This is a genomic window from Streptomyces sp. CA-210063 (genome assembly GCF_024612015.1).
Taxonomy (GTDB): domain Bacteria; phylum Actinomycetota; class Actinomycetes; order Streptomycetales; family Streptomycetaceae; genus Streptomyces.
This window is the reverse complement of record NZ_CP102512.1, coordinates 3,914,878-3,928,832: the sequence shown is the minus strand read 5'-3', so window position 1 is coordinate 3,928,832 and position 13,955 is coordinate 3,914,878. Positions and strand designations below refer to the sequence as shown.

Sequence of the window (13,955 nt, the reverse complement as noted above, 5' to 3'; positions counted from 1 at the left end):
CACCCGGCGTGACGAAGGGCCCCGCGGGACGGAAGTCGCGGGGCCCTTCTGCGTCAGCACCGACGTCAGGGCAGCGCCGGTGCCTCGAAGCGGCGCCGGGGGAGTGCGCCGCGGAACCTTTGATCGGATGTGGACCTTTGGTCGCGGTCTGTTCCTGCATCGTGAGGGATGGGCAACGGCCTCCGCAACCGCTCCGGCCACCCTTGAACAGATTCCGCGGTCGGCCCCGGGCGTCCCCGGAGCCGGCCGTTCTCTTGAGTGACCGGGCTGCTGTCCCCTGCCGTCCGGTCACCACCCTGGAGCGAGGTCCCACGGCGCACGACACGATCCGTACGCCTCATCGCTCCATACGGAGCCACGCGTGGTTCTTTCGGGCCCGGGCCTGGCTGGCACGGACATCCACACCAACGAAGCGTGTCGTACGACGGTCACGCGCCGGACGGGTGAGAGGGCAGGCGTACGTGCGTGCGCCGGTCAGATGCGCCCCCGGCACAGCTCCAGCAGGGTCATGGCGAGCGCGGTACCGGGCTTGCCGAGGGCGTCCCTGTAGTGGGCCAGGATCTCCATCTCGCGAGAGAGGTTCACCCGGCGCCCGCCGGACTCGATCCGCGCCTCCTGGATCACGGCGGAGACCGCCACCCGTTCCTGGATCAGGCCGATGATCCGGTCGTCCAGCGCGTCGATCCGGTCACGGGCACCGGTGATCACATCGGCGGCCTCGGAGGTACGGGCGCCGGTCACGTCGATGGCGGTCATAGGGGGCTCCTCGTCGGAAGTCGTACGTCGTGTCGTACGTCGTACGTCGGAAGGGGCTCCCGGAGCGACAAGATCCGGAAAACGCCAGGCGCCCCGGACCTTGTCGGCCCGGGGCGCCTGGGAAGTCGCTTGTCAGTAGCTCAAGCAGCACGACCATGGCAGCCGGCGGGCCGGTTGCCATAGGTAAAGAGGAAGGTCGGGTGCGTGAGCATGGGGGCCAGTATGCCACGACCACACGACGACACCTTTCGACCGCCTGCTCCTCCAGCCAACCCGGTCGGTGGGTGGGCGAAGGTTCTCGGGGGTCTGGGGCGGAGCCCCCAGTGATCGGCCCCACGAGAGCGCACCCCCGGTAGACTCGGTCATACAGACCCCCGCCCAACCGCCGGAAGGCACCCCGTGTCATCAGCGAACCCCGCTGCCGCCGCCCCCGACACCGTCCTGGTCGTCGACTTCGGCGCCCAGTACGCCCAGCTCATCGCCCGACGGGTCCGCGAGGCCCGGGTCTACAGCGAGATCGTGCCGAGCACCATGCCGGTCGCCGAGATGCTCGCCAAGAACCCGGCGGCGATCATCCTCTCCGGCGGCCCCTCCTCGGTCTACGCCGAGGGCGCCCCCCGCCTCGACCGCGAGCTCTTCGAGGCCGGCGTCCCCGTCTTCGGCATGTGCTACGGCTTCCAGCTGATGGCCACCACCCTCGGCGGAACGGTCGACAACACGGGAGCGCGCGAGTACGGCCGTACGCCCCTCCATGTCTCCAAGGCCGGCTCGACCCTCTTCGAGGGCACCCCGGACGAGCAGTCCGTGTGGATGTCCCACGGCGACGCCTGCTCCGCCGCCCCCGAGGGCTTCGCCGTCACGGCCTCCACCGACGTCGTACCGGTCGCCGCCTTCGAGAACGACGAGAAGAAGCTGTACGGCGTCCAGTACCACCCGGAGGTCATGCACTCCACGCACGGCCAGCAGGTCCTGGAGCACTTCCTCTACCGGGGCGCGGGCATCACCCCGAACTGGACCACCGGCAACGTCATCGAGGAGCAGGTCGAGGCCATCCGCGAGCTGGTCGGCGACAAGCGCGCGATCTGCGGCCTCTCCGGCGGCGTGGACTCCGCGGTCGCCGCGGCCCTCGTACAGAAGGCCATCGGCTCCCAGCTGACCTGCGTGTACGTCGACCACGGTCTGATGCGCAAGAACGAGACCGAGCAGGTCGAGAAGGACTTCGTCGCCGCGACCGGCGTACAGCTGAAGGTCGTCGACGCGGAGGAGCGGTTCCTCAAGGCGCTCGCCGGGGTCTCCGACCCCGAGCAGAAGCGGAAGATCATCGGCCGCGAGTTCATCCGCGTCTTCGAGCAGGCCCAGGCGGAGATCATCGCCGACGAGGGCCCCGAGGTGGCCTTCCTCGTCCAGGGCACCCTCTACCCGGACGTCGTCGAGTCCGGCGGCGGCACCGGCACGGCCAACATCAAGTCCCACCACAACGTGGGCGGCCTGCCGGAGGACCTGGAGTTCAAGCTCATCGAGCCGCTCCGCAAGCTCTTCAAGGACGAGGTCCGGATGGTCGGCCAGGAGCTCGGGCTCCCGGAGGAGATCGTCCAGCGCCAGCCCTTCCCGGGCCCCGGCCTCGGCATCCGTATCGTCGGCGAGGTCACCAAGGACCGTCTCGACCTGCTCCGCGACGCCGACGCCATCGCCCGTGAGGAGCTGACGGCGGCCGGCCTCGACCGCGACATCTGGCAGTGCCCGGTGGTCCTCCTCGCGGACGTCCGCAGCGTCGGAGTCCAGGGCGACGGCCGTACCTACGGCCACCCGATCGTCCTGCGCCCGGTCTCCTCCGAGGACGCCATGACCGCCGACTGGTCGCGGCTGCCGTACGACGTCCTCGCGAAGATCTCGACCCGCATCACCAACGAGGTCGCGGACGTCAACCGCGTGGTCCTCGACGTGACGAGCAAGCCCCCGGGGACCATCGAGTGGGAGTGAGCCTCCCGCTGTGGACGGTCAGGTCCGTTTGAGCGTGCGCACCGGCTCTCCGGGCTTCCAGACCTGGACGACCAGATACTTGTCGTCCTCGACGTAGGTCCGTACGACCTCCGTCAGCTCGGTGCGGAAGAGGTGGAACGGCTCCGGCGGTTCCACCTCTTCGCCGTACGCCGCCTTGACCGCGGGATCCTCGACCTCGACCGCCCGCCCGCTCACCCGCACGTCACCACCGCCCATCTCCGTACCCGGACCGGGGTTGGCCTGCAGCGCGAACCGGGGATCGCGGCGCAGATCGAGCGCCTTCAACGAATCCGGCATCATCCCCAGCCACAGCTCACCGGTGCGGAACGTGACCTCCAACCCGGTCGTCCGCGGGGAGCCGTCCCTGCGGAGAGTGGCGAGAACGTGATGCGTGAAGGCCCCGAAGCGCGCTTCGACGGTCTGCGCGAGCCCGGGTTCGGCGGCGGCGAAAGCGGCCCAGTTCGAAGAATTCTCTGGCATACGTCGAGTCTCGCGCGGATACCCGACACCCACTGTCCGGTTACCCCGAGCGACATACGGCTTGATCCGAGCGGGTGCAGGTCTCGCGTGGTCTCGCGCGTTTCTGTGACTTGCGTAACGGTTGCGCACTCTCTTCCCGGAACGGCCCTGTTCCGCGCAGGGAACCGACGGTAACTTCCGCTTCGTAAAGGAAGTCAGTCTGGAGGACACATGCACGGGCCCACACCGCCCCTGCCCCTACCCACCGACCAGCTCCGGTTCGCCATGCCGCCGATGCACGAGTCGACGCAGGACGAGCGGCGGCACCGCAAGGAGCGGCTGGCCGGGGCCCTGAGGATCTTCGGGCGACTGGGGTTCGAGGAGGGGGTCTCGGGTCACATCACCGCGCGCGACCCGGAATTCAGCGACTGTTTCTGGGTCAACCCGTTCGGGATGCCGTTCAAGCACGTCACGGTGAGTGACCTGGTCCTCGCCAACCAGGACGGGCAGGTGATCGAGGGCCGCTACCACGTGAACCAGGCGGCCTTCACCGTCCACGCCCAGGTGCATGCCGCCCGCCCCGACGTCGTCGCGGTCGCCCACTGCCACTCCGTGCACGGCCGCGCGCTGGCCGCGCTCGGCGACCTGCTCGACCCGATCACCCAGGAGTCCTGCGCCTTCTACGAGGACCACGCGCTCTACGACCACTACACGGGTGTCGCCGTGGACGCGGACGAGGGCCGCCGGATAGCCGCCGTGCTCGGCAGCCGCAAGGCGCTGGTGCTCCGCAACCACGGTCTGCTGACGGTCGGCGACTCGGTCGACGCGGCGGCGTGGTGGTTCCTGTCGATGGAACGCTCGGCGCAGGTGCAGCTGACCGCGAAGGCGGCGGGGCGGCCGCTCCTCATCGAACACCGGCTGGCCGCGGCGACGCGGGAGCAGGCGGGCGGCGATCTGGTCGCGTGGATCAACTATCAGCCGCTGTGGCAGGACATCAGCCGAAGCGAGCCGGATCTGCTGAGCTGAGCGCTTTTCCTGGGGCCGCCTTCTCAGGGTGCGTTCTGTCGTTGGCCGGCTGCGAATCCGTCATGGCTGGTCGCGCGGTTCCCCGCGCCCCTTTGGGGCGCTGACGCCCTCAGAAGTCACGGAGCACCGCCGCCTTCGTGGCCGCGAATTCCTCGTCCGTGAGAACGCCGTCACGGTGCAGTTCGCCCAACTCGCGGAGGCGGCGCAGGAGGACGTCATGATGGTCGGCGGCCGGCGGCGAGGCGGCGGTGGCCGTCTCGGTCGGCCGCTGTCGCTCCCCATGGTCGGTCGCGCGAGTCGACGGATGGGGGAGTCGGGCGGTGACGGCCGTGGCGACCAGGGCCGTGAGGAGGTCGCGGCGCGTGCTGCCCCACAGGTCGAGGGCGAACGGGTCCCGCTCCGGCGGCAGCTTGGAGAACACGGTCTCCCGGGTCACGAACCGCAGGAAACCGTCCTCGTAACCGGAGTTGGGCAGCCATTCGACCTGGACCAGATCGCCGATGTCGATGATCCGCGGGCCGGTCGCGCGCTTGACGCGGTCGGAGGTGTCGTTCCAGTCGATCCGTACCCGCGTACCGTCGAACGAGACCGTGCCGTCGCTGGACCGCACGGACACCGGCACGGGCGGCCCGGGCAGGAGATAGGTCTTGGCGGGCTCCTTCGGCGTCTGTTCCAGCAGCATGGACTGCCGTATCTCCTCGGCCACGTACTCGGCGACCCCCGAACGGTCCAGGTCGACCGTCAGCCGGTACGGGTCCGCCGCGTCCGGCAGCCGCCCGCCGGTGGCCTGAAGCAGCGGATCACTGCCCTCGCGGAGCCGCAACCGGAGCCGCCCGCGCTTGCGTTCGGGCTCGTAGACGACACCGGCCACCGCCTCCAGGGGCACCGCGACCTCCCCGTACGTCTGCCGGAACAGCGCCACGGAACGGTGCAGGCCCGGCGTGATCCGGACCGTGCTGCCGTCGAAGGCCCAGGTCCCGTCGCGCTGGATGATCTCGGCCATAGGGAGATTCTCGCAGCCGGGTCAACACGGGCACTCGTACTTCACCCCGCGCTTCTCTTGCACGGAGCGCCCCTGCCGGACGCGGGCCGTGTTCCGTACGGCACAATTCGCTGTCGTCGCAGGGCATTTGTACGGCCGCACGGCTGTGGTAGTGAGCGGACGTACATACGACGCCCGGCGACGACGGTGAAGGCGTCGATGACGGTGACGGCGAATGCCGAGGGACGCGGACGCAGAGGCGGCCGCGGCGCGGGAAGGCGGGCTCGGACGTGGCGGTTCAGGAGGCCAGAGGGGGCATGGGCGCGGGCTCCCATGACGGTGGATGCACATGCGGGGACTGCCCGCACGGAGCGCGCGCGGGACACCGGCGCGCGGTCGCCGCATTCCTGCTGCAGCGGGAGGAGTTCGCGTCCGGGCAGGGTCTGCCCGCGGCCGTCGCGCACTCCGCGTCCGCCTCCCGGCAGTGGGTCTCCGACGAACTCACCCAGTCCGCGGCCCTCGTCGCCGAACGCGGCCGCGTCGAGGGCGAGGCCTGGCTCGGCCGCCTCTGGCTGCGCACGGCGATCGTCGTCTGGGCCGCCGTCGTGACCCTCCTCCTCGTCCAGTCCCTCACCGCGATCGGCGCGGGCTGGACGGTCGCCCGCACGGCCGGTCTGCTCGCCGCCCTGCTGGTGGGCGCGGCGCTGACGGGCGCCGCATATCTGCACCGGGCGCGCGGCGGCGCCCTCGCCCCGGTCATCGGCGAGGACAACCGTCTCTCCACCTCCCGTGCGGTCGCGGCCGGTTGGGTGCTCTTCGTCGTCTTCGCGGTCCTCGTGCTGGTCGGCCGCCTGGCCGCCGCCTCCGACCACCGCGAACGCGACGCCCTCATCGCCGGCCTCGACCTCGCCCGCGGCGCCGGCATCGTGACCGTCCTCGCCGTCGTCTGCGGCATCGCCGTCCTGGTCCGCCGCGTCGTCGGCCTCCGCGTCCTCTCCCAACGTCTCCAGAAGGTCCGCGCCCACCGCCCCCGCGCCGCCGACCTCCTCACCGACGACTCCGGCCGAGGCAGCTTCACGGACCTCCAGTACGTGATCATCTGCACCGTCGCCCTCGCCTTCGCGGCGGTCCGCCTCGCCCGCCGCCCCGACCAACTCCCCGACCTCCCCTGGGGCCTCGCCCTCCTCGTCCTGGTCTCCGCGGCCACCTACGTGGCCGGCAAGTACGCCGAGGGCGGTCGCCCCGTCATCCTCTCCGTCGTCCGCGCCCGCGAGGCCGGCGACCTCGACGCCCCCATCCGCAACGGCGACGACATCGAGATCCGCGGCGCCGGCTTCGTCCCACCCGGCGCCCAGACCGCCGACCGCCTCTCCCGCATGGTCGTCCGCATCGGCCCCGTCCACGTCCACGTCCCCCTGGTCCCCGTAGCCGGTGGCTTCAGCAACCCCACCGACGCCGTCCTCACCGCCCCCGTCCCCGCCGACGTCGAACCCGGCAAGGTCGAGGTCCAGGTAGTAACAGCAGCAGGCGTCGAAACCAACCGCTACACGATCGAGGTCTCGGCGGACTGACCCCCACGACCGGAGGAACCCGGCGAAGGCCCAGGGGCGTGACGCCTGGAAAGTCCGGGCCCAGGAGGCGTGGCGCCCCCAGGAAGTCGGAGGGGCTGTGGTGCAAGCCCTGAGGGGCTGGCGGGGCGGGAGCTGTAAGGAGCCCGAGGACCTGGCGGGGCCGGGGGCGTAGGCATGGGGGCTTGGTGGGGCCAGGGCATAGCGCCTGAGAACCTGGCCGGATTCCGAATCCTCAGTGGGACTTCGAGTAGCTGGCGAGACTTCGAGTACTTGGCCGGCGTCCAGATACTCAGCGGGGGTCCAGGGGGCACAGCGCCCCTGGCGGGGTCCGGGGCGGAGCCCCGTGAGGGCGCGTGTGCGTGGACGCGCGTGTGCGTGGACGCGCGGCGCGGGGGCGGGGTCGAAGGGGTGCAGCCCCTGGGATGGGATGGGTAAGGGCGGCGGGGGCGAAATGGCGTCCGGGACGCACCCCGCCTCCCGGGAAAGGCACCGCCGACCCGGAAAAACGCACCCGCGGTATTGAGCACCCCCACCCCTGCGAACGTATCGTCTGTTGAGGGGTCAACGGCACGGCGAACAAGAGGCGGCGCAGACCATGACTCACGACATTCGCTCGGACTCCCACCCTCCCTACCTCGACGGCGGCCACGACTGGCGGGACACAGCCACCCGCTACGCCCTGCTGCCCCTACGCGTCTTCCTCGCCATCACCTTCATCTACGCCGGCCTGGACAAACTCACCGACAGCGCGTTCATGGCCGACTCCGGTTCCGGCTCGATCGGCGACATGATGAGCGCCTCCCGGGACTCCTCCGCCATCCCCGCCATGATCGACCTCGCCCTGGAGAACCCTGTCGGCTTCGGCTACGCCATCGCCATCGGCGAACTAGCCGTCGGCATCGGCACCCTCCTCGGCCTCTTCTCCCGCCTCGCCGCCCTCGGCGGCGCCCTGATCTCCCTCAGCCTCTGGCTGACGGTCAGCTGGTCGGCGTCCCCGTACTACTACGGCAACGACCTCCCCTACTTCATGGCCTGGATCCCCTTGATCCTCGCCGGCGCCCCGGTCCTCTCAGTGGACGCGGCCATCCGCTCCCGCCGCACCGGCGGCAGCCGACACCGCGCGGGTGCCTACCGCTGAGCGTCCAGTCCCGACCCACCCACCGCACAGTCCACTTGCGTGGAGCTTCATCGCCTTAACGGTTCCCTGTTCAGTTATGTGATCTTCGTGTGACGTTCCAGCAGCTCAGCCCCCACTTACCAGGGGCAGTAGCCGACTGCCCCTGGCGCCCGCCCCGCCCGTTCGGCTGCTCAAGCTCACCCTGCCGATCCCGCCGATCCCGCCGATCCCGCCGATCCCGCCGACCCCGCTGGTCCAGCCGCCCCGGTCGGCCCCGTTGACCCTGCCGACCCGGTCCGTCCGGCTCCCCGGCGCCCGCGTATCGCGTGGTTCAGGAACGCCACCGCCCCCGCGAGACCCAGCCCGCCGACGACGAGCGGTATCACCACGAACCACGGTGTCTCCCAGGCATCACCCGCGTCGCCGAGATACACGACACCGGCGGCGGTGAGGAAGAGGCCGGCGACGAGCTTCCCCGGCCGGAACTCATGCCGCAGCACGGGCCACCTCCGCCTGTCCGAGACCGACTTCGAGGTCGATGGTGATCGCGCCGCCGCTGTCCGAGCCCTTCGCCGGGGGCAGTGTCAGCCGATCGCTCCTGTCCGGTGCCACGTCCACGTCCTCCTTGTCGTCACCCGGCAACTGGATGTCACCCAGGCCCACTTCGATGTCGAGCCGCACGGTGACGTCCGGCGGAACCACCACCTTCACCTTGCCCGCGCCCACCTCCACGCTTGTGGCCAGCGTCTCCCCCTTCGCGACGTCCACCTTGGACAGGTCCAGCGTGCCCACACCGGTCCCCAGCTCGTACCGGGCCGCCACACTCTCCGTGCTCCGCGGGGTCCACTCCGTACGGACCCAGTCGGTGGTGATGTTCGCCGGGAGCGCCGCCGTGCACGCCAGGAGTCCCGCCGTGACCACCGCCAGGAAGATCGACCCCGCTCCCGTACGGCCGAGGAAGGCGCTCAGGGCTATGCCCAGGCCGAACACGGTCAGCGCGCAGGCCAGACCGGTCTGCATGCTGGCGGCGAGTGTGCGGTCCTCCCAGGTCGCGCCGGTACCGACGGCGCCGGCGAGCAGCGCCAGCAGGAAGACCCAGCCACCTGTCCAGCGCGGCCCACGTGGCTTCGGCGGGCGCGCGGTGCGTATGTCCTGGCGGGAGGTCGGTACCCCCCGGGCGATGTTGACGGCCGCCGCCATGTCCCGGTCGCGGGGCTCCCCCGGCCCCCACAGATAGCCCGTGCCGCCCACATACGTCCCGTCCTTGACTATCGGGTCGCGCCACCAGGAGGGGTAGGCGGTGGCCACGGGCGGCGCCTGGGCCTCCGGCGGGGCGTCGGCCACGGCGTGCGCGGCGAGCGGATCGGGGTCGGGGGCGCCACGGTGCTGCGACCAGTACCCCGCGCCGGCCAGGAGCAGGGAGACGACCACGGAGAAGGTCAGCACGGTGGTGTTGCTCAGCAGGGTGAGGAAGACGCCGCAGCCGACCAGCGCGAAGAGCACGGCGGCCAGGGCATGGCCGTCGACCCGGCCGGTCAGCAGCTTGCGTACCTCGTTCTCCTCCTCGTCGTCGTACGGGACGAAGAGCCAGGCGAAGCCGTAGAAGATGAGGCCGAAGCCGCCGGTCGCGGAGAGCACCGCGAGCACCACCCGGAAGATCACCGGGTCCATGTCGCACTGCCGCCCGAGCCCCGCACAGACACCGCCCAGCATTTTGTACCGCCGGTCACGGCGGAACCTGTGCGGAGCGGCGGGGGCGCCCGCCGGATCGCCGGGGGCGGGCGGGCCCGCAGCCCCGGCCGGGTCGGCGGTGGCCGCTTGATCCGTTCCCGCGCCCGCGTCCTCGTGTGCGCGCGGCTCCTTGACCGTGCCCGGTGGGGGCGCGGCGTCCTGCGGCTCGGCGGGGGGCCGCCGGGAGTGCGGACCCGAGCCGGGGCCCTGCTCCGCTGCCGCGTGCTGGTGATCCGTCATGCGTCCATCGTGACCGCCGAGCCGGTCCGATGGCAGTCGGGATGACCCTGGTCGAACCCTGATATCCGCCCGAGGGATGTGTTCGATCATGGCTTGGCCGAAGATCAGGGGCGTCTCGGGGGTCGACCCTGATGCCTCGTTCCGCCGTGCGTGTGAACATCGATGGCATGCCGGAAGCCGCAGCACTGCCAGTCGACACTCCGCGGCCCCCGCGCAAGCTCTACCGCAGCAGCGACGGACGCTGGCTCGGAGGCGTGGCGCGAGGGCTCGCCGGACATCTCGGGCTGCCCGTGACCTGGGTGCGGCTCGTGTTCGCCGGTCTCTTCCTGGCGGACGGCCTCGGCGCGCTGGTGTACGCGGCGTTCTGGTTCTTCGTGCCGCTCGGTGTGGGCGGCGTCGACAACCAGCGGCCCCCGGCCATCGCCACCGAGACCTCCCCCGACGGCCGCCGCAGGCTAGTGGCCCGCAAGCCCGACCGCGGCCAGATAGTCGCCCTCCTCCTCATGGTCGTCGTGGCCATGGTCTTCGTCGGCAATGTGGACCTCGGAGAGGCCACCCGGGCGTATCTCTGGCCGACCGTGCTCGTCGCGGCCGGCGTCGCCCTGGTCTGGCGCCAGGCGGACAACGCGCGGCGGGCCCGCTGGGCCGAGGTCGGCCGCCGTCGGCGCACGATCACACTGCTCCGCTCCGTCGCGGGTGTCCTGCTGGTCACCGCGGGCGTCTCCGGGATATTCGTCCTGCAGGGCTCCGCCGCCCACCTCGGCTCGGTGCTGCAGGCCGCGCTCGCGGTCCTCGTCGGTATAACGCTGCTGGCCGGCCCGTATCTCGTCCGTATGACCCAGGACCTCTCCGAGGAGCGCCTGATGCGCATCCGCGCCCAGGAGCGGGCGGAGGTCGCGGCCCACGTCCACGACTCGGTGCTGCACACGCTGACGCTGATACAGCGCAACGCGGACAACCCGAACGAGGTCCGCCGCCTCGCCCGCGCCCAGGAGCGAGACCTGCGTAACTGGCTGTACAAACCCGAGGGCACCGGAAAGGACGAGGAGGACGAGCCCCACACGCTCGCCGAGGCCGTGCGACGCAACGCGGCCGAGGTCGAGGACAAGCACGGCGTTCCCCTAGAGGTGGTCGTCGTCGGCGACTGCCCCCTCGACGAGGGACTGACCGCGCAGATGCAGGCCGCACGCGAGGCGATGGTGAACGCCGCCAAGTACGGTGGCGAGGGCGGCGCCGTACAGGTCTTCGCCGAGGTCGAGGGAAGGACGGTCTTCGTGTCCGTCCGCGACCGCGGTCCCGGCTTCGACCTCGACGCGATACCCGCCGACCGCATGGGCGTCAGAGAATCGATCATCGGCCGCATGGAGCGCAACGGGGGTACGGCACGGCTTCGCGCCGTACCGGACGGCGGCACGGAGGTCGAGCTGGAGATGGAGAGGGCGGAGACGACGTCATGAGTGACGCGAACGGGGCGAACGACCTTGCCGCACAGGGCGGTTCGGGCACTGATCCGGGCGAGGACCAGGGAGGCCCGGTCGCGCGGGGCACCGGGGCGGCCGAAGGCGGGCCCAACGAGTCCGACCGGTCCGACCACCCCCATGAGCCCAACCAGGCCGCTGCGACCGGGAATTCCGGTGCGACCGCTGCCACTGGGGATCCCGCCGGTACCGGGACCTCCGCGACCGGTGCCACCGGGGCGGGTGTCTCCGGGCCCGGGCGGCATGTCCGGGTCGTGCTGGTGGACGATCACCGGATGTTCCGTACGGGAGTGAGGGCAGAGATCGGGCAGACGGACCGTACGGGCGTGGAGGTCGTCGGAGAGGCGCCCGACGTCGACCAGGCGGTTTCGGTGATCACGAGCACACGGCCCGAGGTGGTGCTCCTCGACGTCCATCTGCCCGGTGGCGGTGGCGTCGAAGTTCTTCGCCGCTGTTCGGCGTTGATGGCGGACGCCGAACAGCCCGTCCGCTTCCTCGCCCTGTCCGTGTCGGACGCGGCGGAGGACGTGATCGGTGTGATCCGGGGCGGTGCGCGCGGCTATGTCACCAAGACGATCACCGGCACCGACCTCGTCGACTCCATCTTCCGGGTCCAGGACGGCGACGCGGTCTTCTCCCCACGCCTGGCCGGCTTCGTCCTCGACGCGTTCGCCTCCACCGACGCTCCGCCCGTCGACGAGGACCTCGACCGGCTCACCCAGCGCGAGCGCGAGGTGCTGCGCCTCATCGCCCGCGGCTATGCGTACAAGGAGATCGCCAAACAGCTCTACATCTCGGTGAAGACGGTGGAGTCCCATGTCTCCGCCGTACTGAGGAAGTTGCAGCTCTCCAACCGCCACGAGCTGACGAGATGGGCGACGGCACGGCGCCTGGTGTGAGGGCGGCGACTGCCCACCCGACACAAGAACGCCGGTTCTCCCGAAAGGCCGACGCAACGACTGAGACACGCAAACACCACCGGGGGCCGGGCGCCCCTGCCCGGAAGCAAGGGTGACCCATCTCGACCGGCTCAAGCAGCCCCGCTCAGGCCACCCGTGTGGCCCCCGCGTACGGCATCTCGTCGAGCGGTGCCACGCGGACCGGGGCCGACGGGTTCGGGGCGTGGACCATCTGGCCGTTGCCGACATAGATGCCCACGTGGCTGATGCCGGAGTAGAAGAAGACGAGGTCGCCGGGGCGGAGTTCGGAGCGGGCGACGCGGCGGCCGGAGTTGATCTGGGAGTAGGTGGTGCGGGGGAGCGAGATGCCGGCGGCGCGGTAGGCGGCCTGGGTGAGGCCGGAACAGTCGAAGGCGTTGGGGCCGGTGGCGCCCCAGACGTAGGGGCTGCCGAGCTTGGAGTAGGCGTAGGAGACGGCCGCCGCGGCGCGGGAGTTGGGGGCATCGGCGGTGGCGGAGGCAGGTGACACCGGGCCGGTGAGGTTGCGCCGGGACGAGGCCGAGGAGCGCGAGGCGTGTCCCGTGGCTCCGCCCGCGGTGTCGAACCGTGCCCGGTCCTCGGCGGTGAGCCGGCCGAGCAGCTGCCGCGCGCCGGTCAGCTTCGAGGTGACGGTCTTCTTGTGCCGCTTCAGCTCCGTCTGCCGGGACTTGAGGGTGCCCAGTTCGACGCGGGCGGCTCCGCGCAGCCGTTCGATGTCCAGCAGTTGCTTCCGTACGCTCGACACGTCGGCCGCCTGGCGGCTGCCGACCCGCTCGGCGAGGGCGGCGCCGTCCAGGTATTCGTCCGGATCGGCGGAGAGGGCGAGCTGCCAGGAGGGGTCCATGCCCCCGCGGCGGTACTGTGCCGCGGCCAGCGAACCGAGTTCGTCCCGCGCGGAGTTGAGCCGGTCGGTGCGGCGGGCGGCCTGGTCGCGCAGCTCTTCGAGGTTCTCCTGGGCCTGGTCGGCCTTCTCCTTCGCGCCGTTGTACTTCTCGGTGGCGACCTCGGCCTCTTGGTACAGCTTGTCCACCTTCGCCTTGACCTGTTCAGGCGTGAGCTGTGGATCGGCGTGCCCGGTGCCGTCGAAACCGGTCGCGGTCGCCGCGCCCGCGAGGGCGAACGTCGCGGCGGTGCGGACCGTATGGCCGCCGAGTGAGCGCTGTCTGGGCTTGCGGTGCGCTGCCACGTGGACTCCACGTCCTCTCCGTACGACCGCCGTCCGCAGTACGAACATCGTCTGTCCGTACAGGACCGCCTGGGGGAGCGGTTACGCGTCCGGCGGCGGCCCGCACAGGGGGAGCGGGACGCCGCCGGACCTTTCTCGGCGGTGGTGTCCGACTGCCGCCCCTGGCCCGGGCGGCGGTGGGGAGCCGGTCACCTGCTGGAGGACGGTAAACCTGGCCGTGTCGGCCCCGTACCGGGTTGTGCGGAAGTGGCGTGCACCGACCGCGAGGTGACCGTATGTGACCGTGATCCCGTCCTGGCGCCGCCGACTTCACGCTGTGCGATGACCGATGCGGCGATTTCGGACCGGGTGGAGGTGTGGCGGTGCTATGGAGCGCATATATGCAAGATCGTTAAGGCGTCGCCGGACGCCCCGAAGGCCACTTTCAGCGCCCCCGGTGGCCGCCCCGGTGCCCGCCCCGGTGCCCGACG

At 71.0% G+C, this 13,955-nt stretch carries 11 protein-coding genes and 1 pseudogene; 6 read left to right on the top strand and 6 right to left on the bottom strand.

Annotation, left to right across the window (positions count from 1 at the left end):
• Nucleotides 1-474: 474 nt before the first annotated feature.
• Nucleotides 475-765 (bottom strand): annotated as a pseudogene (locus JIX56_RS16795) (chorismate mutase); the annotation flags it as partial.
• 390 nt (nt 766-1,155) lie between these two features.
• Here JIX56_RS16795 and guaA point away from each other — a divergent pair.
• On the top strand, nt 1,156-2,736 hold the full coding sequence (gene guaA, locus JIX56_RS16790) for a glutamine-hydrolyzing GMP synthase (protein ID WP_257541558.1): 1,581 nt from the start codon (nt 1,156-1,158) through the stop codon (nt 2,734-2,736).
• 18 nt (nt 2,737-2,754) lie between these two features.
• Here guaA and JIX56_RS16785 read toward each other — a convergent pair whose 3' ends face one another.
• A complete protein-coding gene (locus tag JIX56_RS16785) occupies nt 2,755-3,237 on the bottom strand; it encodes a pyridoxamine 5'-phosphate oxidase family protein (protein ID WP_257541557.1) in 483 nt (160 codons plus the stop codon).
• Nucleotides 3,238-3,447: 210 nt separating this feature from the next.
• Between JIX56_RS16785 and JIX56_RS16780 the strand changes: the two genes are divergently transcribed.
• Nucleotides 3,448-4,242: a class II aldolase/adducin family protein gene (locus JIX56_RS16780; RefSeq protein ID WP_257541555.1), complete on the top strand. Its 795-nt coding sequence runs from the start codon at nt 3,448-3,450 to the stop codon at nt 4,240-4,242.
• A 109-nt stretch (nt 4,243-4,351) separates the two neighbouring features.
• Here JIX56_RS16780 and JIX56_RS16775 read toward each other — a convergent pair whose 3' ends face one another.
• On the bottom strand, nt 4,352-5,245 hold the full coding sequence (locus JIX56_RS16775; protein ID WP_257541553.1) for a DUF4429 domain-containing protein: 894 nt from the start codon (nt 5,243-5,245) through the stop codon (nt 4,352-4,354).
• A gap of 296 nt (nt 5,246-5,541) precedes the next feature.
• Between JIX56_RS16775 and JIX56_RS16770 the strand changes: the two genes are divergently transcribed.
• Together JIX56_RS16770 and JIX56_RS16765 are read left to right on the top strand one after the other, a co-directional pair.
• Nucleotides 5,542-6,795, top strand: a complete 1,254-nt coding sequence (locus tag JIX56_RS16770; protein ID WP_257550921.1) for a hypothetical protein — start codon at nt 5,542-5,544, stop codon at nt 6,793-6,795.
• 595 nt (nt 6,796-7,390) lie between these two features.
• Complete coding sequence (locus JIX56_RS16765; RefSeq protein ID WP_257541551.1) at nt 7,391-7,933, top strand: DoxX family protein; 543 nt, start codon at nt 7,391-7,393, stop codon at nt 7,931-7,933.
• 176 nt (nt 7,934-8,109) lie between these two features.
• Here the strand turns inward: JIX56_RS16765 and JIX56_RS16760 are convergent, their stop codons facing one another.
• Both JIX56_RS16760 and JIX56_RS16755 read right to left on the bottom strand, forming a co-directional pair.
• A complete protein-coding gene (locus JIX56_RS16760) occupies nt 8,110-8,412 on the bottom strand; it encodes a hypothetical protein (protein WP_257541549.1) in 303 nt (100 codons plus the stop codon).
• The gene (locus tag JIX56_RS16755; protein WP_257541547.1) at nt 8,399-9,883 is read right to left on the bottom strand and encodes a PspC domain-containing protein; all 1,485 of its coding nucleotides are present in this window, start codon (nt 9,881-9,883) and stop codon (nt 8,399-8,401) included. Before JIX56_RS16755 ends, JIX56_RS16760 begins: the two co-directional genes overlap by 14 nt.
• Nucleotides 9,884-10,050: 167 nt before the next feature.
• On the opposite strand from JIX56_RS16755, the gene JIX56_RS16750 reads away from it, so the two are divergent.
• Both JIX56_RS16750 and JIX56_RS16745 read left to right on the top strand, forming a co-directional pair.
• Nucleotides 10,051-11,340 carry an ATP-binding protein gene (locus tag JIX56_RS16750; RefSeq protein WP_257541545.1) on the top strand — a complete coding sequence of 430 codons (1,290 nt, stop codon included), beginning with the start codon at nt 10,051-10,053 and terminating at the stop codon, nt 11,338-11,340.
• On the top strand, nt 11,337-12,260 hold the full coding sequence (locus JIX56_RS16745; RefSeq protein WP_306819858.1) for a LuxR C-terminal-related transcriptional regulator: 924 nt from the start codon (nt 11,337-11,339) through the stop codon (nt 12,258-12,260). Before JIX56_RS16750 ends, JIX56_RS16745 begins: the two co-directional genes overlap by 4 nt.
• Nucleotides 12,261-12,405: 145 nt before the next feature.
• Here the strand turns inward: JIX56_RS16745 and JIX56_RS16740 are convergent, their stop codons facing one another.
• Complete coding sequence (locus JIX56_RS16740; protein ID WP_257541543.1) at nt 12,406-13,485, bottom strand: C40 family peptidase; 1,080 nt, start codon at nt 13,483-13,485, stop codon at nt 12,406-12,408.
• Nucleotides 13,486-13,955 lie beyond the last annotated feature (470 nt).

Coding starts and splice junctions, on each gene's coding strand:
- JIX56_RS16745 (WP_306819858.1), top strand. CDS start 11,337: ATGAGTGACGCGAACGGGGCGAACGACCTTGCCGCACAGGGCGGTTCG.
- JIX56_RS16755 (WP_257541547.1), bottom strand. CDS start 9,883: ATGACGGATCACCAGCACGCGGCAGCGGAGCAGGGCCCCGGCTCGGGT.
- JIX56_RS16785 (WP_257541557.1), bottom strand. CDS start 3,237: ATGCCAGAGAATTCTTCGAACTGGGCCGCTTTCGCCGCCGCCGAACCC.
- JIX56_RS16750 (WP_257541545.1), top strand. CDS start 10,051: ATGCCGGAAGCCGCAGCACTGCCAGTCGACACTCCGCGGCCCCCGCGC.
- JIX56_RS16780 (WP_257541555.1), top strand. CDS start 3,448: ATGCACGGGCCCACACCGCCCCTGCCCCTACCCACCGACCAGCTCCGG.
- JIX56_RS16765 (WP_257541551.1), top strand. CDS start 7,391: ATGACTCACGACATTCGCTCGGACTCCCACCCTCCCTACCTCGACGGC.
- JIX56_RS16775 (WP_257541553.1), bottom strand. CDS start 5,245: ATGGCCGAGATCATCCAGCGCGACGGGACCTGGGCCTTCGACGGCAGC.
- JIX56_RS16770 (WP_257550921.1), top strand. CDS start 5,542: ATGGGCGCGGGCTCCCATGACGGTGGATGCACATGCGGGGACTGCCCG.